The sequence below is a fragment of the Roseateles violae genome, assembly GCF_030410485.1.
GTDB lineage: Bacteria > Pseudomonadota > Gammaproteobacteria > Burkholderiales > Burkholderiaceae_C > Roseateles_D > Roseateles_D violae.
Window position 1 is genome coordinate 757,401 of the sequence record NZ_JAUHHC010000002.1, and the last position, 22,619, is coordinate 780,019.

The window sequence follows — 22,619 nt, forward strand, 5'->3', positions numbered from 1 at the left end:
CCGGTCCCCGTCCGCCAGGACCGGGCGCTTTTTTCTTGTCCGGCTAGACATTGGCCATCGACAAGAAGTCCAGCAGGCTGGTGCCGCCCAAGGTGGCGAAGGGCAGCAGCACCGCCTTCACCAGCGGCTGCTGCGAGAACGGGGCGAAGGCGCCCTCGTCGAGTTCGGCGATCTGCCTGCGCATCAGCTCCAGCTGCCGCGGCGCCGGCTGCTTGGGCGCGTCGGGCGCATGCGCCTGCAGCAGCCAGTCGTCGATCGCCTGCAAGGCCTGATGGCGCGCCTTCTCGGCGGCACGGCGCAGCGCGATGGCGCTGATCAGCACGACGCCGACATCGAGCGCCGCCATCGCGATGGCGGCCACCGGCATCTGCCAGTTGTCGAAGACCTGGCTGCGCGACAGCAGCAGCAGCGACAGCACGATGAAGGGGTAGTAAATCAGTCCGCTGACGCAGCGCGTGCGCTTGGCGATGAACTGCAGATTGATCCAGTAGTCGAGCAACTCGTCCTTTTGCACCGCCATGCGCTCGCCGAAGAAATGGATGGCCCGCTGCGGCCAGTTGGCCCGCCCGGGCCGCAGATCGCTGATGAAGCGCAGGCAGATCAGGGTCGCATCGGCGACGTAGAAGACCAGGAAGTTCATCAGCAGGATCGCCGCGATCGCGAGCCAGGTGTGGACGGTGCGCGAGATCTCGCCGCGCTGCGGCACGCCGGACACCTCGGCCAGGCTCTGGTGCAGCGCGACCCCCAGCGCCAAGGCCAGCGCCGCGCAGGCGAAGCTGCGCAGGAAGCGCGCGCCGGTGCGGTTCTGCACGATGAAGTGCCGCCACCGTGCCAGCTTGCCCTCGGTCAGGCGATCGCCTTCCAGCGCCGGGGGGGCGGCGGGCCGCAGCTCGGCCTCGGTGGGGCGCAGCCGGAAGATGCGGCTCAGCCGCTGCCAGACACTCAGATCGACGTCCAGGCGTTGCTGCTCGGCCACCAGGCGGCGGCGCGTCGTGCCCAGGTGCAGCTCCAGGCTCAGGCGGTCGAGATTGCGCGTGAGCGCGGTCCAGCCGCGGAAGACCAGGTACAGGCACAGCAGCAGGGTCAGCAGATGGATCGCCTCGGTCGGCCACAGGCTCAGCCCCTCGCTGAGGCTGATCGGCTTGCCGTCCCGGGTCAGCCAGTCGGCGAAGGCCGGCCAGGCGCGCGCCAGCAGCAGGGGCAGCCCGATCTGCAGCAGGGCCAGCGCGGCCAGCAGGCTCAGCTGGCGCAGCCAGGGCGGCACCGCGCCCCGTCTCTGGCTGGCGTAACGCCGCAGCGAACGCTGCAGGCCGCGGTTCAGGGTCAGCGGCGGCAGCCACAGCAGCAGCATGAAGGCGCTGATGCACAAGGCCAGGGCCAGCGGCGGTACATAGGGGTAGCGCGGCGTGCCGGGCGGATGAATGTCCACGCATTGCAGCAGCTTGCCGCTGCGGCAGGACCAGGCGCCGTCCTGCGTGCGGCTGCCGGCCGGCGCGCTGAAGTCGAAGGCCTGGCTGCGGCCGATCTCGAAGAGGCGCGGCTGATCGAGCCAGCCGACCAGTTTTTCCGGCGTGAACTTCGGCGTCGAGCCGAGGTCTTCCAGCGCCAGCCGGGTCGAGAAGAAGGCCGAGGTCTGGTAGTTGTCGCGGAAGGGCGGCGTGCCGGCCTGCAGGCCGTCGTCCAGGCGCAGGCCGAAGTTCGACGCGACGATCAGGTTGCGCGCCCAGGCCTGCTCGCGCGGATGCAGAAAGCGGGCGTCGAGATCGGTGGTGAAGAACAGCGCGTTCGGAAAATCGGCACGCAGCGCCTGCAGCACCAGCAGCTTGTCATGCACATCATTGCCCAGCACGCCGATCGCGCGCAGGCCGGAGCCATGGACCCCGCTGGCCCGCAGTTCGGCGTCGCGCTCGCGCAGCCGCGCGGCCAGGCGGCGCAGATAGTCGAACTGGCTCTGGCCCTCGGCGCGCTCGATGAAGCTGCCGTCGTTGCGCCGGTCGCTGTCCTTGGCGGCGCCGGCTTCCTTGGCCGAGGCGCCTTCCGGCTGCGAGGGCGCCGCGCTGCCGCGGTCGGGCAGCTGGCCGTCGAGCCCGCGCACATAGTGGAAGCGGCTGACGCAGAAGCCCTCGTCGTCGTCCTCGCGGATGCGGAATTCCCGCCGCAGGCTGCGGCCGTACAGGGTGTCCCACTCGGCGACGATGGCGATCTGGTGCGGCGAGTTGGCGTCCTGCGCCTTCACCTTGCACATCGCGCGGTAGGCGTCGGCGCGCTCGTCCGGCCCGCCGGTCGGCTTGACCGTGGCGCCGGTCTTCAGCCCGCGCCGCTGCAGCTCCCGGGTCAGGCTCTCGGCCAGCTGCTTGTCGTCGCCGATGGTGCGCAGGAAGCTGAAGCCCTTGTCGCCGAAGAAGTGGCTCAAAGACTGGCCTTGGTGGCCCTCGATCGATTCCAGCAGCTTGCTGTCGGAGACGGTGGCGGCCAGCGAATAAAAGCGCAGATCGCGCTCCTTGAACAGCGCCGGGCTGTAGTCATCGCGCTCGACCTCGTCGACCATCGCGCGCAGGCCGTCGGAGGCGATCGGCCCAAGCACCCGCCACAGCAGCGGCGAGCGCGCGCCGGCCGCCGTCGGCACGTCGAGCTGGCCCATCAGCCGGCGCAGATGCGCCAGCGGCCGCTCGTAGAAGGCGCCGCTGTCCAGCCACAGCACCAGCACCGGGTGGGAGGCTCCCTTCTCGCGGTCGTTGCGACCCGGCGCCGGATCGAACCATTCATAGGGCACGGCCTCGGGCAGCGCGAACGGCGGGCGCAGATTGCCGTCGGGCAGGAAATAGCCGAGATGCTCGGTGTCCACCGGTGCATAGTCCGCGGCGTTCAGCCCCGCCAGCACCGCATAGCGCGTGCGGCGTCGGCTCTCCACGTATTCGGCATAGGGCCCGCCGGACACCATCACGGCCAGCACCACCAGCTTGTGGCTGTGGTCGGCGGCCGCCGGGGCCGGCGGCTTGCAGGGCGACGACAGCCGGTGCAGCTTGCAGCCGATCTCCTGCGCCAGGGCCGCGGCAGCATGGAGCTCGCGCTCCTCCTCGCGTTGCTGCGGCGTCAGCGGCTTGCGGCCGCGCTCCTCGCGCGCGCGAACGACCGCGCCGAACGGGTCCTGCCACAGCCGGGCGTCGATGTCCTGCACCGCGAATCGCTGTTCGATGCGCGGCTCGTTGGCGGCCGGCCGCGTGCCTTGCAGGGGCACCTCGCGCAGTGTCAGCGCGCCGGCCGCCAGCAGCACGGCCGCCACCCAGCCGTTGCCCATCATGCCGCCGTTGCCGGCCGACTTCGATTCGTTGGACATGGCGAACCCCCTTTTGCTGGGAACCTAGTGGCAGTCCCGCGCTGCAGCAATGGCCGGCTGCCGCGGCTTCCTCATTGCTGAGGAGGGCGAGCCTCGCCCGGGCCGGTGTTTGCGGCACTGGCGCCACAGCGACCTCGCCTGCTACGCTGCGGCGCTGCTGTTCCCGCGTTCTTGAACCGACCGACAGGAGAGCTTGCATGGCCCAACTGAATGTCAACGGCCGCCTGCGCGACTGCGAGGCCGAGGCCGACACGCCGCTGCTGTGGGTGCTGCGCGAGCAGCTCGGCCTGACCGGCACCAAGTACGGCTGCGGCATCGCGCAATGCGGCGCCTGCACCGTGCACATCGACGGCGTCGCGACGCGCTCCTGCGTGCGGCCGCTGTCCTCGCTGAGCGCCAAGGAGAAGATCGTCACGATCGAGGGCCTGTCCAGCGATGCCTCGCATCCGGTACAGCAGGCCTGGGACCAGCTGGACGTGCCGCAATGCGGCTTCTGCCAGAGCGGCATGATCATGGCGGCCGTCGCGCTTCTGAAGGCCAAGCCCAAGCCGAGCGATGCCGACATCGACGCGGCGATGAGCAATATCTGCCGCTGCGGCACCTACAACCGCGTGCGCGCTGCCATCCATCTGGCCGCAGGCCAGCTGCAGCGCAAGGCGATCCCGATCGAGATCGCCACGGCCGCCGATCTGCGCCAGGGCGGTGCCGCATGAAGGCCCCGCTGGACGCGAGCCGCCGCCGCTTTCTGCAGGCCGGCGCTGCCGCCGGTGGTGGCCTGCTGCTGGGTTTTCATGTGCCGCTGCTGGCGGCCGATCCGACCCTGCCGGAGCTGAATGCCTGGGTGCTGGTGCAGCCGGACGAGACCGTCATCATTCGTATCGCCCGCTCGGAGATGGGCCAGGGCACGCTGACCGGCCTGGCCCAGCTGGTGGCCGAGGAACTCGACTGCGACTGGGCCCGCGTTCGCACCGAGTACCCGACCCCGGGCCAGAACCTGGCGCGCAAGCGTGCCTGGGGCAGTTTCTCCACCGGCGGCAGCCGCGGCGTGCGCGAGTCGCATGACTATGTGCGCAAGGGCGGCGCCGCCGCGCGCATGATGCTGGTGCAGGCGGCGGCCAATCAATGGCAGGTGCCGGCCGCCGACTGCACGGTGGCCAACGGCCGCATCACGCACAAGGCGAGCGGCCGCAGCACCAGCTATGGCCAGGTCGCCGCCGCGGCGGCCCAGCTGACGCCGCCGACGGACATCGCGCTGAAGGATCCGCGCGAATGGCGCGTGGCTGGCAAGCCGATGAAGCGCCTGGACACCAGGCCCAAGCTCGACGGCTCGCAGATCTACGGCATGGACCTGCAGATGCCGGGTCTGCTGAACGCGGCGATCAAGGATTGCCCGGTCTTCGGCGGCAAGGTGAAAAGCTTCGACGCGGCCGCGATCGCCGCGAGACCCGGCGTCAAGAAGGTCCTGCAGGTCGGCGACAGCGCGGTCGCCGTCGTCGCCGACACCTGGTGGCGGGCGAAAACGGCGCTGGATGCGCTGCCCATCGTCTGGGACGAGGGGCCGAATGCGCAGGCCGGCAGCGCCGAGGTCGCCGCGATGCTGAAGGCCGGCCTCGATGCCGCCGACGCCGTGGCCGGCAACAAGCAGGGCGATGTGGCCGCGGCGATGCAGGCGGCGGCGCGGCGGATCGAGGCGGTCTATGCCTATCCGCACCAGAACCACGCGACGATGGAGGTGATGAACGCGACCGCCCGCTGGACGCCCGAGCGTTGCGAGGTCTGGACCCCGACGCAAAACGGCGAGGCCGCGCTGGCCGCCGCCGCCGAGGCCTCGGGCCTGGCCGCAGCGCAATGCGAGGTCTACAAGCTGCACCTGGGCGGCGGCTTCGGGCGGCGCGGCGCCGTGCATGACTGGGTGCGCCAGGCGGTCACGATCGCCAGGGAGCTGCCCGGCACGCCGGTCAAGCTGATCTGGAGCCGCGAGGAGGACATGCAGCATGGCCGCTACCACCCGGTCACCCAGTGCAAGCTGCAGGCCGGCCTCGACGCGCAGGGCAAGCTGACGGCGCTGCAGATGCGCATCTCGGGCCAGTCCATCGTCGCCGCGCTGTTTCCGCAGAACATCAAGGACGGCCTGGACCCGGCCGTGTTCCAGGGGCTGAACGCGGGTGGGGCGGAGGGCGCCTTCGGCTATGCGGTGCCGAATCTGCTGATCGACCATGCGATGCGCAACCCCTCGGTGCCGCCGGGCTTCTGGCGCGGCGTCAACCTGAACCAGAACGCCATCTATGTCGAATGCTTCATCGACGAGATTGCCGCGGCCACCCGGCGCGACCCGCTGGCGCTGCGACGCGAGCTGCTGGCCCATTCGCCCAAGCATCTGGCGGTGCTGAACGCTGTCGCCGAGAAGGCCGGCTGGGGCAAGCCGGCGCCGAAGGGCCGGCATCGCGGCCTGGCGCAGATCATGGGCTTCGGCAGCTATGTCGCGGCCTGCGCCGAGGTCTCGGTCAGCAAGGCGGGCGAGCTGAAGATCCACCGCATCGTCGCCGCCACCGATCCCGGCCATGCGGTCAATCCGCAGCAGATCGCCGCCCAGGTCGAGGGCAGCTTCGTCTACGGCCTGTCGGCGGCGCTGTTCGGCGAATGCACGCTGAAGAACGGCCGCATCGAGCAGAGCAATTTCCACGACTACCCGGTCCTCAAGATGGAGCATATGCCGGCGGTCGAGGCCCTCGTCATGCCCTCGGGCGGCTTCTGGGGCGGGGTCGGCGAGCCGACGATCGCGGTGGCCGCGCCGGCGGTGCTGAACGCCATCTACGCCGCCACCGGCAAGCGCATCCGCGAGCTGCCGCTGCGGCGGCACAGCCTGAAGGCCTAGCGGGAGATCGGGATGCGGGGTCGGGCCTTGCTGGCGCTGCTGCCCTGGCTGAGCGGTGCGGTGGCCGCGGCGGGTGTGGAGGTCGTCGGCGACGCGATCCCGCAGCCGCTGGACGGCCTGGCCGGCGACGCCCTGCGCGGCCGGGCGATCGTCGCCAGCCGCCAGCAGGGCCTGTGCCTGCTGTGCCACAGCGCGCCGATTCCGGAGGAGCGCTTCCAGGGCACGCTGGCGCCCAGCCTGGCCGGCGCCGGCGCGCGCTGGTCGGCCGGCCAGCTGCGGCTGAAGCTGGCCGACGGCCGGCGCCTGAACCCGGACAGCATCATGCCGGCCTATTACAGCGAGGAGGGCCTGCAGCAGGTCGGCCGCGCCTGGCAAGGCCGGACCCTCTTCACGGCCCAGCAGCTCGAGGACGTGCTGGCCTATCTGCTCAGCCTGAAGGACTGAGGGCGATGCGGCGCCGCGCGATGCTGATCGGCCTGGGTGCCACGGTGCTGCTGCGCCCGGCGCGGGCGACGAGCGAGGAGCTGGCCGCGGCGATCCGCGCCTACACCGGCGGCATCGAACCCCAGCCGGGCCGCGTGCACATCGATATCGCGCCGCTGGTCGAGAACGGCAATGCGGTGCCGGTGACGGTCAGCGTCGACAGCGCGATGAGCGAGGCCGAGCATGTGCAGGCGATCGCGCTGTTCAACCAGCTGAACCCGCAGCGCGATGTCGCGCGCTTCACGCTGAGCCTGGCGCAGGGCCGGGCGCAGGTCGGCACGCGGATCCGCCTGGCGACCAGCCAGCAGCTGGTGGCCATCGCGCGCTTCAACGATGGCAGCTTTCATGCGCAGACGGTCGAGGTCGTCGTGACCCTGGCCGCCTGCGTCGAGTGAGGCGAAAGCGATGGCGCGCACCCTGATCACGATGCCGGCGACCGTGCGGCGCGGCGAGCTGATCGAGATCCGCTGCCTGATCGGCCATCCGATGGAGACCGGCTACCGGCGCGCCGACGACGGCCAGCTGCTGCCGCGCGACCTGATCCGGCGCTTCGAATGCTTTGCCGGCGAGCACCTGGTCTTCAGCGCGGAGCTGTTCGCCGCGGTGGCCGCCAATCCGCTGATCTCCTTCTGGCTGCGCGCCGAGGCCAGCGGGACGCTGCGCTTTCACTGGCAGGGCGATCGCGGCTTTGCGCAGACCGAAGAGCGGACGCTGACGGTGATATGAGGTTCGTGACGTGGCTGCTGTTCCTGATGCTTGGCGCCGCGGTGGCGGCTGAGCCGCGGCGCAGCGGCTACGAGACCATGAGCCCGGCGCTGCAGCAGATGCAGCGCGACGACGCCAGCAATCCGGCCATGCTGTCGGTGCAGGAGGGCCAGGTCTTGTGGCAGCAATGGAATTGCGCGCGCTGCCACGGCGAGGCCGGTCGCAGCCTGCGCGGCGTTGCCGCGCGCTATCCGGCCTTCGACGCGGCGCTGGGCCGGCCGCTGAACCTGGCCCAGCGCATCCAGCAATGCCGGCGCCGCGACGGTGCGCCGGTGCCGGCCAGCGACAGCGAGGCGCTGCTGAGCCTGACGGCCTTTGTCGCGCTGCAGTCGCGCGGCCAGCCGATCGCGCCGCCCGACGATGCGCGGCTGGCACCTTTCGTCGAGCGCGGCCGCGCGCTGTTCGAGCGCCGCATCGGCCAGCTGAATCTGTCCTGCGCCCAATGCCATGAGCAGCGCGCCGGCCAGAAGCTCGGCGGCAGCCTGATCCCGCAGGGTCATCCGACCGGCTATCCGCTGTACCGGCTCGAATGGCAGGCGCTCGGCTCGCTGCAGCGGCGGCTGCGCAACTGCGCCAGCGGCGTGCGCGCCGAGCCTTGGGCGCTCGATGCGCCGGAACTGGTCGAGCTGGAGCTCTACCTGATGCGGCGCGCCGCCGGCATGGCGATGGACGCGCCGGCGCTGCGGCCTTAGCGAGCCCTCAGTGCCGCTTGTACTGCGTGTCGCCGAACAGGACCTCGCGGGCCTTCTCGTCGATCAGCGGCTTGCGCGCGCCGGCCAGCACCTCGACGCCGCGCTGCACCGCCGGGCGGCGGGCGATCTCGTCGAACCAGCCCTTCAGATGCGGATAGTCGCCCATTTCGACGCCCTGGTTCTTCCAGGAGCGCAGCCAGGGGAAGATCGCGATGTCCGCGATGCTGTAGTCCTTGCCGGCGATATAGGTCGAGGCGGCCAGGCGCTTGTTCATCACGCCGTAGAGCCGGCCGGCTTCCTTGCTGTAGCGCTCGATCGCGTAGTCGATCTTCTGCGGCGCATAGATGCGGAAGTGATGGGCCTGGCCGAGCATCGGGCCGATGCTGCCCATCTGGAACATCAGCCACTGCAGCACCTCGTACTTGGCCGCGGTGCCGGCCGGCAGCAGGCGCCCGGTCTTGCCGGCCAGATAGAGCAAAATGGCGCCCGACTCGAACAGGGAGATCGGCTTGCCGTCGGGGCCCTCGGGGTCGACGATGGCGGGGATCTTGTTGTTGGGGCTGATGGTCAGGAAACCCGGCTCGAACTGGGCGCCGCTGCCGATGTCCACGGGGATCACCCGATAGGGCAGACCGCATTCTTCCAACATGATGTGAACTTTGTGGCCGTTCGGTGTGGGCCATGAATAAACTTCAATCATCTTGATCCCCATCTTCTGTGGCGGTCGATGCTCGCACGATGCGAGTTTGCCGCAAACTGTTCGTTCATGGTTCTGAAACGGCTCAAACATTGGTTCGTGGCCCGCGCCAACGCGATGCGCTGGCGCGCCATTCACGACTGGGCGGAAAGCCGCAAGGCCAGCTTTCGCCTCAGCCGCGACGGCCTGGGCTTCATGATCGAGCAGCAGCGCGCGCTGCCGGGCAGCCTGCGCATCGAATGGGGTGCGCCGCAGCGCAGCTATATGAGCGGCACCGAGCTGCGCATGCGCTGCGAGCTGCGCCTGCACAACGATCTGCAGATGATGGTGCTGTGCCGCGAGCTGATGGACCGGCTCGAGGGCACCGTCTTCGAGGCCTATACCGACACCTTGAAGACCCGCGTCGACACCGACACGCCGGAGGAGATGCGCTGGCTGGTGATGTTCCCGAAGTACACGCAGATCAGCTCGAAGCTGGTTCGCCAGCGCTATGGCGCGATCGGCATCAACAAGGAATTGACCGGCGCCTGGATCGAGGGCGAACTGAGCGAGCTGCTGGCCCAGGCCAGCCAGGACCTGCTGCCGGAGGGCCAGCCCTTCGTGCTGATGACCATGCGCGGCAATGCCTATCTGCGCACGACCATGGCCGAGCCCGACCTGCCGCGCATCCAGGCCTTGCTGAAGCTGCTGGAGACCGCCTGCCGCGAGGCGCAGAGGGTCAATTCCCGGCTGTCGGACGCCGGCCTGTGGCCGACGACGACCTCGGTCGCCTGGCAGAGTTCCAGCCCCGAGGAAGACCTGCCCCCGCGTTCCTGAGCGCGGGCGGCCTGGCCGCCGCGCCGAGGGCTCACCATCTTTTGCTCAGCCCTTCTGGGCGAACTGCCAGCCGAGCTCGGCCATCGGCAGCGCGCCGGCGCCGGCCTCGCGCGCGCGCTCGCTGGACGCAGTGCCGTCGACGACCCGCTTGGCAATGCCCTGCAGGATGCCGGCGATGCGGAACATGTTGTAGGCGAGGTAGAAGTTCCAGTCCTTCATCACCGCGTCCACATCGGCGCGACCGGTGCGCTCGCAATAGCGGCGCACATAGCTGCGCTCGTCGGGGATTCCCAGCGCCGCCAGGTCGAGGCCGCCCAGGCCGCGGGCAACGCCCGAGGTGCGGATGTGCCAGGACATGCAGTGGTAGCTGAAGTCGGCCAGCGGATGGCCCAGGGTGGACAGCTCCCAGTCGAGCACGGCAATCACGCGCGGTTCGCTGGGGTGGAACATCAGGTTGTCGAGCCGGTAGTCGCCATGCACGATGGCGACCTCACCCGGATCGAGCGCCGTGGCGGGGATGTTGCGCGGCAGCCAGTCGATCAGCTTGTCCATCGCCGGGTTGGGGCCGGTCACCGAGGCCAGGTACTGCTTGCTCCAGCGACCGATCTGGCGCTCGAAGTAATTGCCCGGCTTGCCGTAACTGCTCAGCCCGGCGGCGGCAAAGTCGACCTTGTGCAGTGCGGCGATCACGCGGTTCATCTCCTCGTAGATCGCGCCGCGCTCGCTGACGCTCATCTCGGGCAGCGACTGGTCCCAGAGCACGCGGCCCTGCATGCACTCCATCACGTAGAAGGCGCGGCCGATCACCGACTCGTCCTCGCACAGCGCCAGCATCTTCGGCACCGGCACCTCGCTGCCGGCCAGGCCCTGCATCACCGCGAACTCGCGCTCGATCGCATGGGCCGAGGGCAAGAGCTTGGCGACCGGGCCGGGCTTGCTGCGCATCACATAGTCGCCGCCGGGCGTGCGCAGCTTGTAGGTCGGGTTGGACTGGCCGCCCTTGAACTGTTCGATCGTCAGCGGGCCGGCGAAGCCCGGCACATGGGCGGCCAGCCAGCGGCTCAGCGCCTCGCTGTCCAGGGGCGTCGTCGGTGCGCGCGTTCCGGTGAATGCTTCCATGGGTCTCCTCGATGGTGATTCGGTGTTCCGGCGATGCGCGCGCAGCAGGCGGGCAGGGTGCCGCCTAACGCCCGGCGATCGCCAGCAGTTTTTCCTTGCTCAGCACGACCAGGCGGGTCGGCTCGACACGCACCGCGCCGTCGCGCTCGAAGCCCTTCAGCTCCTGGTTGACGCGCTGGCGCGAGGCGCCCAGCAGCTGGGCCAGGTCCTCCTGCGCGAGCTGCAGGCTGATGCGGATTTCTTCGCCCTGCGGCACGCCGTAGGAGCGCGCCAGCAGCAGGATCTGCTTGGCCAGGCGCGAGGCGAGCGGGCGGGTGTTCAGGTCCTCGATCACGTCGAACATCAGGCGCAGGCGCCGGCAGTTCAGGCGCAGCAGCGCCTCGTAGAGTTCGGTGTGACGGGCCAGCAGTTCCTTGAAATCGGGCTTGCGCACGACCAGCAAGGTGGTCTCGCCATGCGCGGTCGCATCGTGCGTGCGCGGCATGCCGTCGAACAGCGAGATGTCGCCGAACCAGGTGCCCGGCTCGACATAGGTCAGCGAGATCTGCTTGCCGGACAGCGAGACCGAGCTGATGCGCACGGCGCCCTTGGCGACCCCGACCCATTCCTCGGCCGGCTCGCCGCGGCAGGACATCAGCGCACCGTCGCTCAGACGGCGTACAAAGGCGCGTGAGAGGATGTCGCTGCGCAGCGGCGAAGACAGCTTGGAAAACCACGACCCCGATTCGATATTGCTGCGTTCGGGAATTGTAAGAACCGTGCTATTCATGTTTTGTCGCTGACGTGACAGCAGGACGTTGCTGTGTTTGCCTATTGTCCACGAAGCAAAAACGAGGAGACATCGCCATGGCCAGCAGCCACCATCTGCCCGAGATCGCATCGCGCCAAAGCCAGGTCAGCGAGGCCGAATGGGCCTTGCGCGTCGAGCTCGCGGCGGCCTATCGCCTGGTCGCCCTGTTCGGCTGGGACGATCTGGTCTTCACCCACATTAGCGCGCGTCTGCCCGATCGCCATGACGAGTTCCTGATCAATCCCTACGGCCTGATGTTCGAGGAGATCACCGCCTCGAGCCTGATCCGCGTGGACATGAACGGCAACAAGCTCGACGACTCGCCCTTCCCGGTCAACCCGGCCGGCTTCACGATCCACAGCGCGGTCCATGCGGCGCGCGAGGATGCCGGCTGCGTCTTGCACACGCACACCTTGAACGGCGTCGCGGTCAGCGCGCAAAAGGGCGGCGTGCTGCCGATCTCGCAGCAGTCGATCTTCGTTCTGTCGGGCCTGTCCTATCACGACTACGAGGGGGTGGCGCTGCGCGACGACGAGAAGCCGCGCCTGGTCGCCGACCTCGGCCAGAACAACTTCCTGATGCTGCGCAACCACGGTCTCTTGACGGTCGGCCGCTCGGTCGCCGATGCCTTCCTGCAGATGTACCTGATGGAGACCGTCTGCAATATCCAGATCCGCGCCCAGGCCGGCGGCGGCGAGCTGATCCCGGTCAACCCGCAGATCATCGCCGGCGCCAGGCAGCAGCAGACCCAGGTGACCAAGGGCCTGGGCGCCAACCTGACCTGGCCGGGCCTGCTGCGCCGGCTCGATCGCCGCTCGCCGGGTTACGAGCGCTAGCTAGAGCTTTTGCAGCAGGGCCAGCGCCCGCTGCAAGGTCTCGTCCTGCTTGGCGAAGCAGAAGCGGATGATGCGCTGCGGGCTGCCGCCGGCATAGAAGGCCGAGACCGGGATCGCCGCGACGCCGATCTCCGCGGTCAGCCAGGCGCAGAAGGCGGCATCGTCCAGATCGCTGACGGCGCCGTAGTCCACGCACTGGAAATAGCTGCCCTCGCTGGGCAGCAGCTTCAGCCGCGTGCCGGCCAGTCCGGTGCGGAACAGGTCGCGCTTGGCTTGATAAAAGGCCGGCAGCTGTAGATAGGGCGCCGGCTCGGCCAGATAGGCTGCCAGGCCCTGCTGCATCGGCGTATTGACGGTGAAGACATTGAACTGGTGGACCTTGCGGAACTCCGCCGTCAGCGCGGCCGGCGCCGCCACATAACCGACCTTCCAGCCGGTGACGTGATAGGTCTTGCCGAAGCTGGAGACGATGAAGCTGCGCTTGGCCAGCCCGGGGTAGCGGGCCACGCTCTGGTGTGCGACGCCGTCGAACACCATGTGCTCGTAGACCTCGTCGCTGACGACGAGGACCCCCGTGCCGGCTAGCAGCTCCGCCAGTCGGCCCATCTCCGCCTCGGTCCAGACGGTGGCGCTGGGGTTGTGCGGCGTGTTGACGATGATGGCGCGGGTGCGCGGGCTCAGGGCGGCGGCTATTGCGGAGAAGTCGGGGCGGAAGGTGCCTGGCGTCAGCGGCACGCGCACGACCTGGCCCCCGGCCAGCTCGATGTTCGGTGCGTAGCTGTCGTAGCAGGGTTCCAGCACGATCACCTCGTCGCCCGGGTGCACGATGGCCAGCAGCGCCGTGAAGATCGCCTGGGTCGCGCCGGCGGTGATGGTGATCTCGCTGGCCGCGTCGTAACGGTGGCCATAGAGCGTGGCGATCTTGGCCGCCACCGCCTCGCGCAGCGCCGGCACGCCGGTCATCGGCGGGTACTGGTTGTGGCCGGCGCGCATCGCGGCATCGACCGCGGCTATCAGAGCCGGGTCGCAGCCGAAGTCCGGGAAGCCCTGGCCCAGATTGACGGCGCCATGCTGCTGGGCGAGTGCGGACATGGTGGTGAAGATCGTCGTGCCGACGTTCGGCAGGCGGCTTTGTACTTGCATGGGGCGTGAGGCTTTCAGAGGCCGAAGTCGCTGGCGTCGCCGTTCATCGCGCGCTCCAGCAGATTGCGGTTCAGGCGCTCGGACAGCAGTTCGGCGAAGCTGTAGACATAGTTGCGCAGATAGGCGCCGCGCTTGAAGGCAATGCGGGCGATGTTCTGGCCGAACAGATGGCCCAGCGGCCGCGAGACCAGCTCGCCGCCGGGCGCGTCCTCGCGCACGGCCATCTCGGCGACGATGCCCAGGCCCATGCCCAGCTTCACATAGGTCTTGATCACATCGGAGTCGATCGCCTCGAGCACGATATTGGGCGTCAGCTGGCGAGCGGCAAAGGCGCGGTCGATGCGGGTGCGGCCGGTGAAGCTCGGGTGGTAGGTGACGATGGGCTCGGCGGCCAGCTGCTCGAGGCTGATGTGTTCGACCTGGGCCAGCGGATGCGCGGCCGGCACGACCAGCACATGCTGCCATTCATAGCAGGGCAGGCTGACCAGCTCGTCAATCTGCGCCAGCGACTCGGTCGCCAGGCCGACGTCGGCGCTGTCGTCCAGCAGCATGCGCACGACCTGGTCCGGATTGCCCTGGTGCAGGCTGATGCGCACCTGCGGCAGCTGGCGGCGCAGCTGGGCGACCGGACCGGGCAGCACATAGCGGGCCTGGGTGTGGGTGGTGGCGATCGACAGGGTGCCGCTGTCCTGCTTCGAGTATTCCTCGCCGATGCGCTTCAGGTTGGCGACCTCGCGCATGATGATCTCGATCGAGGCCAGCACCTGCTGGCCCGGCTCGGTGATGCGGCGCAGGCGCTTGCCATGGCGCGAGAAGATGTCGACGCCGAGCTCCTCCTCGAGCTCGAGGATGGCCTTGGACACGCCCGGCTGCGAGGTGAACAGGGCCTTGGCCGTCTCGGTCAGGTTCAGATTGCGGCGCGCCGCCTCCTGGACAAAACGGAACTGGTGCAGATTCATCTTGTTCTAGTTCTCCATGAAGCTCAGGCTGGTCTGTGCCATGGCCCGCTTGACGAGGGGCTGATCGCCCAGGGCCGGGTGCTGGGTCCAGACGACGGCGGGAAACTCCTCGCGCAGGCGAGCGACCAGCGCCGGAACGTCCTTGCGCACATGGCCGCCGGCGCCCAGGAACATCGGCACGATGTGAACGCGGCTGCAGCCCTGGGCCAGCAAGGCTCGCGCCGCCTGCTCGAGTCCGGGTTCCATGAATTCGAGATAGGCCAGGCGCAGCGGCAGTCCGGGCCGGGCGAGGGCAATGTCGCGGGCCACGTCCTCGAAGGGCTGGGCCCAGGCCGGATCGCGGGCCCCGTGGGCGAAGAGAAGGAGTCCGTCCATATCGGCCGCTAGCGGTAGCGCACCAGCCAGGTGAAGGCCGCCATCGACAGGCCCAGATAGGCCAGGCTGGGCACCGCGGCGGTCAGCCAGGGCGTCCAGCCGCGCAGCATGCCCAGATGGCCGGCCACATTGTTCAGCAGCACGAAGCTGATGCCCAGCATGATGCCGCCGAAGACCTTCAGGCTGATGCCGCCGGCGCGGCCATGCAGATAGGCAAAGGGCAGGGCCAGCGCCACCATCACGAAGCAGGCGAAGGGATAGAAGGCCTTGCGCCAGAACTGGATGTTGTGGGCCTGGGCCGACTGCTCCTGCGCCGACAGATGCTCGGTATAGCGGTAGAGCTCCAGCGTGGACATCGACTTGGCCGGCAGCACCGCGGCGGCGATCACGCCGGCGTTCAGCGAGCTCTGCCAGTCCAGCTGCGGCAGCTTCACTTCGCGCACGATGGGCGTGTTGGGGCCGCTTTCGGGCGGCAGCGGCAGCCAGTCGGTGCGCAGCACCTCCTCGAGCTTCCAGGTGCCGCGCGCGTCGACCACGGCCTGCTTGGCCTCGATGCGCGAGATCAGCGCGCCATGGAGGTCGAACTCGAAGATGCGCACATCCTGCAAGCGGCCCGAGGAACTGGCCTGGCCGACATTGACCGAGAAGCTGCGCTCCTGGCCATCGACCAGCTGGTGGTCCTTCAGCCAGGCGCCCTTGCGGCCGGCGCTCTGGTCGCCGACGAAGCGGGCGCGCATCGCGTCGCCCTGGCGCTCGAACCAGGGGCCGGCGAAGTCGCCGATCGCGAAGGTCAGCACCGCGAACACCAGCGCCATGCTGGCCAGCAGGCCCAGTGCCCGTCTCGGGCCGAGGCCGCCGGTGCGCAGGATCGTGAACTCGCTGGATTGGGCCATGCGTGCCAGCGAGAAGATGCTGCCGATCAGCACGGCGATCGGGAACAGCTCGTAGAAATGGCCCGGCACGGCCATCAGGGCCAGCGCGGCGGCCTTCAGCGCGCCGGCGCCGGCGCGGTTCATGCGGTCGATCTCCTCGACGAAGTCGATGAAGTAGAACAGCGACAGAAAGGCCAGGGCGACAAAGAGCACCGAACCGGCGATGTCGCGGTAGAGCAGGCGGCGGACGGTGTTCATGCGGGGACGGCTCCGGTCTTGCTGCGGCCGCGGCCGCTGAAATGCAGGCGGTTGCCCTGGTCGCGCAGCCACATCAGGCCCAGCGCTAGCGCGAAGGTGCCGCCGTGCACTAGGCCCAGCGCCGCGCCCATGCTCAGACGCGAATTGGCGACCCAGGCCTGGCTCAGATTGACCAGATTGAAATAGACGACGAAGCTCAAGAGCGCGAACAGCAGGTTCCAGTTGTTGGCGCGGCGCGGATTCGTCGCCGACAGGCCGATGCCCAGCAGCACCATATTGACGCAGGCCATGATCATGCCGAAGCGCCAGGCCAGCTCGCCCTGGCTGCGCGGGTTCGGCGGCTGGCGCAGGAGATCCAGCGTCGCCATCGCCTTGGGCGGCAGCTTGTCGGCCGAGCGCAGCACTTGGCTGTCGGCCAGCACCTTGTACTGCTCGAAGCGGGCCAGGGTCTTTTCGCCGGTGGCCAGATTGGTCTCGTTGCGCTGGCCCTTGTCCAGCACCAGGAAGCGGTCGGTCTCGCTCAGCTCGATATGGCCCTTGGACGAGGTCGTCACCGATTCGCTCTGCTTCTGCTTGGCGAGGATGAAGACATTGCGCCCGGTGCGGCCGTCCTCGCTGTCGCGCTCGATGAAGAAGACCCGCGAGCCGTCACGCGAGCTCTGGAACTGGCCCGGCGCGACGCGCGACAGATCGCTGCGCTTCTCGTAGCGCTCCTTCAGCTGCGCGCTGTTCTGGTTGCCCCAGGGCCAGACGATCAGCTCCAGCACGACGACGACCAGCAGCACCGGCCAGGCCATCTGCAGCACCGGGCGCACGAAGCGGGCCAGGGGTACGCCGCTCGCAAACCAGATCGTCATCTCAGACTCGCGGTACATGCGGCCCAGGGTGGCGACGATGGCGATGAACAGGGACAGCGCCAGCATGGTCGCCAGCTGCGACAGGGTCGCGTAACCCATCAGCAGCAGCACGTCCTGCGGCGAGACATTGCCGCCCGCGGCCTGGCGCAGCGTGCTGATCAGCATCATCGTCAGCACGATGGTCAGGATGACGACAAGGGTCACGCCGAAGCTGCGCGCCAGCTCTTTGCGTACGGTGGAATCGAATAACATCCGGGCACTTTATCTATTCCGCGACATTATGGACTTCCGTATTCAAACCGCCTCCCTGGACGCGCTGGCCGCCATCAATGCCGACGCGCTGGTCGTCGTCATCGCCGGTGAGGCCCTGCCGGCCGGCCTGGATGCCGGCGTGGCCGCGCTGGCCAAGGACGCGATCAAGCTGGGCGATTTCGAGCTGAAGGCGGGCAAGACGCTGACGCTGCAGCGCCCGGCCGGCTTGAAGGCCCCGCGCCTCGTGCTGGTCGCCGCCGGCAAGCCGACGCTGAAGGCCGCCCGCGCCGCGCTGCAGGCCGCGCTGGCCCAGCTGAAAGGCCGTGGCGTGGCCCAGGCGGCGGTCGCGCTGCTGGGCTTCGAGGCCTCGACCGAGAGCCTGGCCGAGCAGTTCGTGCTGGCCTCTCAGGACGCGTTCTATGTCTACCGCCACACCAAGCCCAGCGCCCCGGCACCTAGCAAGCTGGCCAAGCTGAGCCTGCTGGTCGACAAGGCCGACGCGGCCGCCGCCAAGGCGGCCAAGGCCGGCCTGGCCCAGGGCCTGGCGATCGGCGCCGGCATCGAGCTGGCGCGCGAATGCGCGAACCGCCCGGGCAACCACGCGACGCCGACCTTCCTCGGCGAGCAGACCAAGGCCCTGGGCAAGAGCCATGGCCTGAAGGTCGAGGTGCTGGACAAGAAGGCGGTCGAGAAGCTGGGCATGGGCAGCTTCCTGTCGGTCGCCCAGGGCTCGGACGAGCCGCTGCGCTTCATCGTCGCCCAGTACCAGGGCGCGGCCAAGACGCAGGCGCCGCTGGTGCTGGTCGGCAAGGGCATCACCTTCGACTCCGGCGGCATCTCGCTGAAGCCGGGCGCCGGCATGGACGAGATGAAGTTCGACATGGGCGGCGCGGCCAGCGTGCTGGGCACCATGCGCGCGATCGCCGAGATCAAGCCCAAGCTCAATGTGGTGATGCTGATCGCCGCCTGCGAGAACATGCCCAGCGGCCATGCGGTCAAGCCGGGCGATGTGGTCACCTCGATGTCGGGCCAGACGATCGAGAACCTGAACACCGATGCCGAGGGCCGGCTGATCCTCTGCGACGCGCTGACCTATGCCGAGCGCTTCAAGCCGGCCGCCGTCGTCGACGTCGCGACCCTGACCGGCGCCTGCGTGATCGCGCTGGGCGGCGTGCGCAGCGGCATGTACGCCAGCGATGACGAGCTGGCCGGCGCGCTGATGGCGGCCGGCGATGCCGCGCTGGACCCCTGCTGGCGCATGCCGCTGGACGAGGAGTACGAGGAGGGGCTGAAGAGCAACTTTGCCGACGTCGCCAATGTGGCCGGCCGCGAGGGGGGCTCGATCACTGCCGCCAAGTTCCTGCAGCGCTTCGCCTCCAAGTACCGCTGGGCGCATCTGGACATCGCCGGCACCGCCTGGAAGGGTGGCGCCGCCAAGGGCGGCACCGGCCGCCCGGTCGGCCTGCTGACGCATTTCCTGCTGTCCCAGGTGCAGGGCCGCTGATCGCAGCCTCGACGATGAGCCAGGTCAGCTTCTACACGGGCGTGCCCGAGCGCCTGGCCTATCTGTGCCGGCTGCTGCGCAAGGCGCAGCAGTCGGGCGCGCGCATCGGCGTCTGCGGCGCCCCGGCCCAGCTGGACCGGCTGGACGCGGTGCTGTGGAGTTTCGAGCCGACCGAGTTCGTCCCGCATCTGCGTCTGCAGCCCGGTCGATCGCCGGCGCCGGCCCTGGCCGAGACGCCCATCCTGCTGGTCGAGCAGGGCGCGCAGCTGCCGCACCGGGAGGTGCTGCTGAATCTGGGGCTGGAACTGCCGGAGGGCTTCGAGCAATTCGAGCGCGTGCTGGAGGTCGTTTCGGACGACCCGGAGCAGGTGCAGGCCGGGCGGCGGCGCTTCAAGCAGTACAAGGAACTGGGCCACGAGGTCAGCCACCATGTGGTGGGCGGCGCATGAGACCCAAGGCCACCCAGGCGGTGCCGACCCTGACCGAGGTGCTGGAGCCGCTGCCGGTACGGCCCGCGCCGACGGCCGCCGAGGCGCCGCCCGCGATTTCTGAAGAGGCGTTGCGGCAGTTGATCGCCGAGGCGCTGGACGCTTGCGTCGCCGAGCTGCGCGAGCAGCTGCGCCCGCGCGTCGAGGCGCGCGTGCGCGAGGCCTTGGCCAGGCGCTGGCCGGCCGCGGCCGGCGAGGCCTGAAGCCGGGACAGGGGGCCGGCCAGCCTAATTGCGACGCCTGCACAAGCGCCGTTTTTCCCTGTGACGACAACACACCACAACGCCGCCGAGCGGCTCGCGGTTTTCCATGCTTTCCCCATAGAGGACGGCGTCGATTTGGGTTATGTTTCGAGAGTTGAAAAATTCAACAGAAACTAGCTCCCTTCTTCCAACTCGGAGGTAATTCATGCAAGTCAAATTGAATGTTGTCGTGGCCGCCGCCGCAGCGCTATTGAGCGGCGCCGCGATGTCGCAGGAACTGGTCGTCAAGATCGGTCACGTTGGTCCGACCAGCGGCGCGATCGCCCACCTGGGCAAGGACAATGAGTTGGGTGCCCGCATGGCCATCGACGATCTGAACGCCAAGGGCGTGATGATCGGCGGCAAAAAGGCCAAGTTCGAACTGCTGGCCGAAGACGACGCCGGCGATCCGAAGCAGGGCACGGCTGCTGCCTCCAAGCTGGCCGACTCCAAGGTCAACGGCGTGATCGGTCACCTGAACTCGGGCACCTCGATCCCGGCTTCCAAGGTCTACAGCGACGCCGGCATCCCGCAGATCTCGCCCTCGGCGACGAACCCGAAGTTCACCCGCAACGGCTACAAGACCACGTTCCGCGTCGTGGCCGACGACGTGCATCTGGGCGGCACGCTGGGCAAGTACGCCGTCAAGGAGCTGAAGGGCAAGTCGATCGCCGTCATCGATGATCGCACCGCCTACGGCCAGGGCGTGGCCGACGAGTTCGAGAAGGGCGTCAAGGCCTCCGGCGGCAAGGTCGTCGGCCGCGAGTTCACCAACGACAAGGCCACGGACTTCACCGCCATCCTGACCTCCCTGAAGGCCAAGAAGCCCGATGTGGTCTTCTTCGGCGGCATGGACGCGGTGGCCGGCCCGATGCTGCGCCAGATGAAGCAGCTGGGCATCGACGCCAAGTTCGTCGGCGGCGACGGCATCTGCTCGGGCGAACTGCCCAAGCTGGCGGCCGGCACGATGGGTGACGGCCAGGTGGTCTGCGCCGAGGCCGGTGGTGTCGAGGGCGAGTCCAAGAAGTCAATGGACGCCTTCAAGGCCAAGTTCAAGGAAAAGTACAAGGCCGACGTGCAGATCTACGCGCCCTACGTCTATGACGCCGTCAACGTGATGGTGGCCGCCATGGTCAAGGCCGGTTCCGCTGAGCCGGCCAAGTACCTGCCGGTGCTGGCCAAGACCGAAGGCTACAAGGGCGTGACCGGCACGATCTCGTTCGACAACAAGGGCGACATCAAGAACGGCGCGCTGACCTTGTTCACCTACAAGGCCGGCAACCGCGAGCAGATCGCCGTCGTGCGTTGATGCGCTAGCGGCTTTCCGGTCGCAAGCAAAACGCCCGCGCAAGCGGGCGTTTTTATTTTCGCAGGCCATATTGGCATCGAATATTGCTGGGAGGCGAAACCCACTTTCTTGGCACCGTCGACGCCGCGATTTGTGAGTTTTCACAAACCCCGATTCGCGGGGGAGATGTGGATTCGGCAACAGGCGCCGCATTTGCGGCGGGCTTGCGTGGAAAACGCACGTTTGTAACGGGCTGCGTTGATCTGTGAAAGGAGGGCTTGCGATCTACTGCGGCACGGGCGTCGCAAGCGCATCCTACGGACTAGGGACAGAGCCTCTTTTCCGGCGGTTTCAAGCGGCGCGTCCCCCTTTAAACGGGGGGCTTTCAAGAGCAGAGGGTGCAGGCATCATCGTCCCGCGATCAAGGTCGGTCTCAGCATGAAGACCGGCCGGCCGGCGAGGGAGAGATGTAACAGATCGAAGTCTGTACAAGAAAAGCCGCCGGCATCAAGCACTGGTTTGTGCGATCGAGGAAAAGCATGATTCGGATATTCAACCACTATCTACACAGGCAGACGCTGCTCCAAGTGTTTTTCGACCTGGGCCTCATTCTGTTTGCGGTGGTTGCCGTCGTGCTGAGCCAGGGCGAATCGGCCCAGACCGTGATTCCGTTTGCCGCCTCGCATGGCCTCTCGCTGGCCGGCTGCATGTTCGTCATCAATTCGGCCACCGGCTTCTACCAGCATGTGCACAACCGCTCGGTGACCGAGTCCTGTGCCCGCGCGCTGCTGGGTCTGATGTTCGGCCTGCCGCTGGCCTATGCGATCTTCAGCTTCCTGCCGGCCAATACGGTCCACCGCGAAACGATCACGATGGTGGCGATGGCCGCCGTCGCGGCGGTGATGGTGCACCGGGTCTATGCCGCGCACTCCGGCACGCAGTCGCGGCTGCGCACCCGCATCCTGATCTTCGGTTCCGGCGCGGTCGCGAAGACGGTCGGTGGCACCTTGCGCGCCGCCGATCCGCATGCACAGATCGTCGGCTATTTCGCCGGCCCGAACGAAGAAAACTCCGAGGTGCCGCATGGCGAACTGATCCAGCCCAAGGGCACGCTGACCGAAACGGCGCGTGCACTGGATGTGGATGAGATCGTCGTTGCGCTGTCCGAGCGCCGAGGCGGCAGCATGCCGCTGCGCCAGTTGCTCGATTGCAAGCTCTATGGCATCCGCGTCGTCGACATCGCCACCTATTTCGAGAAGACGCTGGCGCAGATCAAGATCAGCCATGTCAATGCGGGCTGGCTGATCTTCGGCGACGGTTTCAACCAGGGCATTGTCCGCACTGCGGTCAAGCGGGTCTTCGATCTGGTCTCCTCGCTGGCGATCCTGGTCGTGACGCTGCCCGTGATGCTGGTGACGGCGATCCTGATCAAGCTGGAATCGCCCGGGGCCGTCCTTTACCGCCAGGAGCGCGTTGGTCTGAACGGCGCGACCTTCAAGGTTATCAAGTTCCGCAGCATGCGTTCGGACGCCGAGAAGGACGGCAAGCCGCGCTGGGCCACCGTCAATGACGATCGCGTGACCAAGGTCGGCCGCTTCATCCGCAAGGTTCGCATCGACGAGTTGCCGCAGCTGCTGAACGTGCTGCGCGGCGAGATGAGCCTGGTCGGCCCGCGTCCGGAGCGCCAGTTCTTTGTCGACGATCTGGTCAACAAGATCCCGTATTACGCCGTGCGTCACAGCGTCAAGCCGGGCGTGACCGGCTGGGCCCAGGTGCGCTACGAGTACGGCTCGACGGTCGAGGATTCGATCGAGAAGCTGCAGTACGACCTCTACTACGTCAAGAACCACACGCTGTTCCTTGATCTGCTGATCATGCTGGAAACGGTGGCCGTGGTGCTGACCGGCAAGGGCGCCCGCTGATCCGGAGCGGCCGGGGCAGCGCCGCCGCCCGATCCGCATTTGCGCCGAT

General features: G+C 68.2%; 22 protein-coding genes. 13 read left to right on the top strand and 9 right to left on the bottom strand.

The genetic code is table 11. The annotated features are described in order from the left end of the window. Positions 1 to 43 precede the first annotated feature (43 nt). Positions 44 to 3,337 carry a hypothetical protein gene (locus QWJ38_RS09000; RefSeq protein WP_290358710.1) on the bottom strand — a complete coding sequence of 1,098 codons (3,294 nt, stop codon included), beginning with the start codon at positions 3,335 to 3,337 and terminating at the stop codon, positions 44 to 46. A 197-nt stretch (positions 3,338 to 3,534) separates the two neighbouring features. Here QWJ38_RS09000 and QWJ38_RS09005 point away from each other — a divergent pair, with 197 nt between their 5' ends. From QWJ38_RS09005 to soxA, 6 genes are read left to right on the top strand one after another with little or no spacing between them, the layout of a single operon-like run. After that, the gene (locus QWJ38_RS09005) at positions 3,535 to 4,050 is read left to right on the top strand and encodes a (2Fe-2S)-binding protein (protein ID WP_290358711.1); all 516 of its coding nucleotides are present in this window, start codon (positions 3,535 to 3,537) and stop codon (positions 4,048 to 4,050) included. Beyond that, on the top strand, positions 4,047 to 6,212 hold the full coding sequence (locus QWJ38_RS09010) for a xanthine dehydrogenase family protein molybdopterin-binding subunit (RefSeq protein ID WP_290358712.1): 2,166 nt from the start codon (positions 4,047 to 4,049) through the stop codon (positions 6,210 to 6,212). The genes QWJ38_RS09005 and QWJ38_RS09010 overlap by 4 nt, the downstream gene beginning before the upstream one ends. A gap of 12 nt (positions 6,213 to 6,224) precedes the next feature. Next, positions 6,225 to 6,656, top strand: a complete 432-nt coding sequence (soxX, locus tag QWJ38_RS09015) for a sulfur oxidation c-type cytochrome SoxX (RefSeq protein WP_290358713.1) — start codon at positions 6,225 to 6,227, stop codon at positions 6,654 to 6,656. A 5-nt stretch (positions 6,657 to 6,661) separates the two neighbouring features. Then, positions 6,662 to 7,090 carry a SoxY-related AACIE arm protein gene (locus tag QWJ38_RS09020; RefSeq protein ID WP_290358714.1) on the top strand — a complete coding sequence of 143 codons (429 nt, stop codon included), beginning with the start codon at positions 6,662 to 6,664 and terminating at the stop codon, positions 7,088 to 7,090. A gap of 10 nt (positions 7,091 to 7,100) precedes the next feature. Continuing rightward, complete coding sequence (locus tag QWJ38_RS09025; RefSeq protein WP_290358715.1) at positions 7,101 to 7,421, top strand: thiosulfate oxidation carrier complex protein SoxZ; 321 nt, start codon at positions 7,101 to 7,103, stop codon at positions 7,419 to 7,421. Then, positions 7,418 to 8,152, top strand: a complete 735-nt coding sequence (gene soxA, locus QWJ38_RS09030) for a sulfur oxidation c-type cytochrome SoxA (RefSeq protein WP_290358716.1) — start codon at positions 7,418 to 7,420, stop codon at positions 8,150 to 8,152. Before QWJ38_RS09025 ends, soxA begins: the two co-directional genes overlap by 4 nt. 7 nt (positions 8,153 to 8,159) lie before the next feature. On the opposite strand, the gene QWJ38_RS09035 is transcribed toward soxA, so the two are convergent. After that, a complete protein-coding gene (locus QWJ38_RS09035) occupies positions 8,160 to 8,852 on the bottom strand; it encodes a glutathione binding-like protein (protein WP_290358717.1) in 693 nt (230 codons plus the stop codon). 66 nt (positions 8,853 to 8,918) lie between these two features. Here QWJ38_RS09035 and QWJ38_RS09040 point away from each other — a divergent pair, with 66 nt between their 5' ends. Next, positions 8,919 to 9,665: a hypothetical protein gene (locus QWJ38_RS09040; protein ID WP_290358718.1), complete on the top strand. Its 747-nt coding sequence runs from the start codon at positions 8,919 to 8,921 to the stop codon at positions 9,663 to 9,665. A 45-nt stretch (positions 9,666 to 9,710) separates the two neighbouring features. Here the strand turns inward: QWJ38_RS09040 and QWJ38_RS09045 are convergent, their stop codons facing one another. Both QWJ38_RS09045 and QWJ38_RS09050 read right to left on the bottom strand, forming a co-directional pair. Beyond that, positions 9,711 to 10,784, bottom strand: a complete 1,074-nt coding sequence (locus QWJ38_RS09045) for a phosphotransferase (protein WP_290358719.1) — start codon at positions 10,782 to 10,784, stop codon at positions 9,711 to 9,713. Positions 10,785 to 10,848: 64 nt separating this feature from the next. Next, entirely contained in the window at positions 10,849 to 11,553 is a 705-nt protein-coding gene (locus QWJ38_RS09050; protein WP_290358720.1) for a Crp/Fnr family transcriptional regulator, read from the bottom strand. 77 nt (positions 11,554 to 11,630) lie between these two features. On the opposite strand from QWJ38_RS09050, the gene QWJ38_RS09055 reads away from it, so the two are divergent. Beyond that, entirely contained in the window at positions 11,631 to 12,410 is a 780-nt protein-coding gene (locus QWJ38_RS09055; protein WP_290358721.1) for a class II aldolase/adducin family protein, read from the top strand. Here the strand turns inward: QWJ38_RS09055 and QWJ38_RS09060 are convergent, their stop codons facing one another. From QWJ38_RS09060 to lptF, 5 genes are read right to left on the bottom strand one after another with little or no spacing between them, the layout of a single operon-like run. Further along, positions 12,411 to 13,553: a pyridoxal phosphate-dependent aminotransferase gene (locus QWJ38_RS09060; protein ID WP_290358722.1), complete on the bottom strand. Its 1,143-nt coding sequence runs from the start codon at positions 13,551 to 13,553 to the stop codon at positions 12,411 to 12,413. Between the two features lie 14 nt (positions 13,554 to 13,567). Beyond that, positions 13,568 to 14,512: a CysB family HTH-type transcriptional regulator gene (locus QWJ38_RS09065; protein WP_290358723.1), complete on the bottom strand. Its 945-nt coding sequence runs from the start codon at positions 14,510 to 14,512 to the stop codon at positions 13,568 to 13,570. Between the two features lie 6 nt (positions 14,513 to 14,518). Beyond that, a complete protein-coding gene (locus tag QWJ38_RS09070) occupies positions 14,519 to 14,887 on the bottom strand; it encodes a sirohydrochlorin chelatase (RefSeq protein ID WP_290358724.1) in 369 nt (122 codons plus the stop codon). A gap of 8 nt (positions 14,888 to 14,895) precedes the next feature. Beyond that, positions 14,896 to 16,017 (bottom strand): LPS export ABC transporter permease LptG, encoded by a 1,122-nt coding sequence (lptG, locus tag QWJ38_RS09075; protein WP_290358725.1) that lies wholly within the window; start codon positions 16,015 to 16,017, stop codon positions 14,896 to 14,898. Then, positions 16,014 to 17,126, bottom strand: a complete 1,113-nt coding sequence (gene lptF, locus QWJ38_RS09080) for an LPS export ABC transporter permease LptF (protein ID WP_290358726.1) — start codon at positions 17,124 to 17,126, stop codon at positions 16,014 to 16,016. The genes lptG and lptF overlap by 4 nt, the downstream gene beginning before the upstream one ends. Before the next feature lie 28 nt (positions 17,127 to 17,154). On the opposite strand from lptF, the gene QWJ38_RS09085 reads away from it, so the two are divergent. From QWJ38_RS09085 to QWJ38_RS09105, 5 genes are all read left to right on the top strand, one after another. Next, a complete protein-coding gene (locus QWJ38_RS09085; protein WP_290358727.1) occupies positions 17,155 to 18,630 on the top strand; it encodes a leucyl aminopeptidase in 1,476 nt (491 codons plus the stop codon). A gap of 14 nt (positions 18,631 to 18,644) precedes the next feature. Continuing rightward, positions 18,645 to 19,079 carry a DNA polymerase III subunit chi gene (locus QWJ38_RS09090; RefSeq protein ID WP_290358728.1) on the top strand — a complete coding sequence of 145 codons (435 nt, stop codon included), beginning with the start codon at positions 18,645 to 18,647 and terminating at the stop codon, positions 19,077 to 19,079. Further along, positions 19,076 to 19,321 (top strand): hypothetical protein, encoded by a 246-nt coding sequence (locus QWJ38_RS09095; RefSeq protein ID WP_290358729.1) that lies wholly within the window; start codon positions 19,076 to 19,078, stop codon positions 19,319 to 19,321. The genes QWJ38_RS09090 and QWJ38_RS09095 overlap by 4 nt, the downstream gene beginning before the upstream one ends. Before the next feature lie 205 nt (positions 19,322 to 19,526). Beyond that, positions 19,527 to 20,669 (top strand): branched-chain amino acid ABC transporter substrate-binding protein, encoded by a 1,143-nt coding sequence (locus tag QWJ38_RS09100; protein ID WP_290358730.1) that lies wholly within the window; start codon positions 19,527 to 19,529, stop codon positions 20,667 to 20,669. A gap of 566 nt (positions 20,670 to 21,235) precedes the next feature. Continuing rightward, positions 21,236 to 22,570: a TIGR03013 family XrtA/PEP-CTERM system glycosyltransferase gene (locus QWJ38_RS09105; RefSeq protein WP_341850490.1), complete on the top strand. Its 1,335-nt coding sequence runs from the start codon at positions 21,236 to 21,238 to the stop codon at positions 22,568 to 22,570. The last annotated feature ends 49 nt before the right edge of the window (positions 22,571 to 22,619 follow it).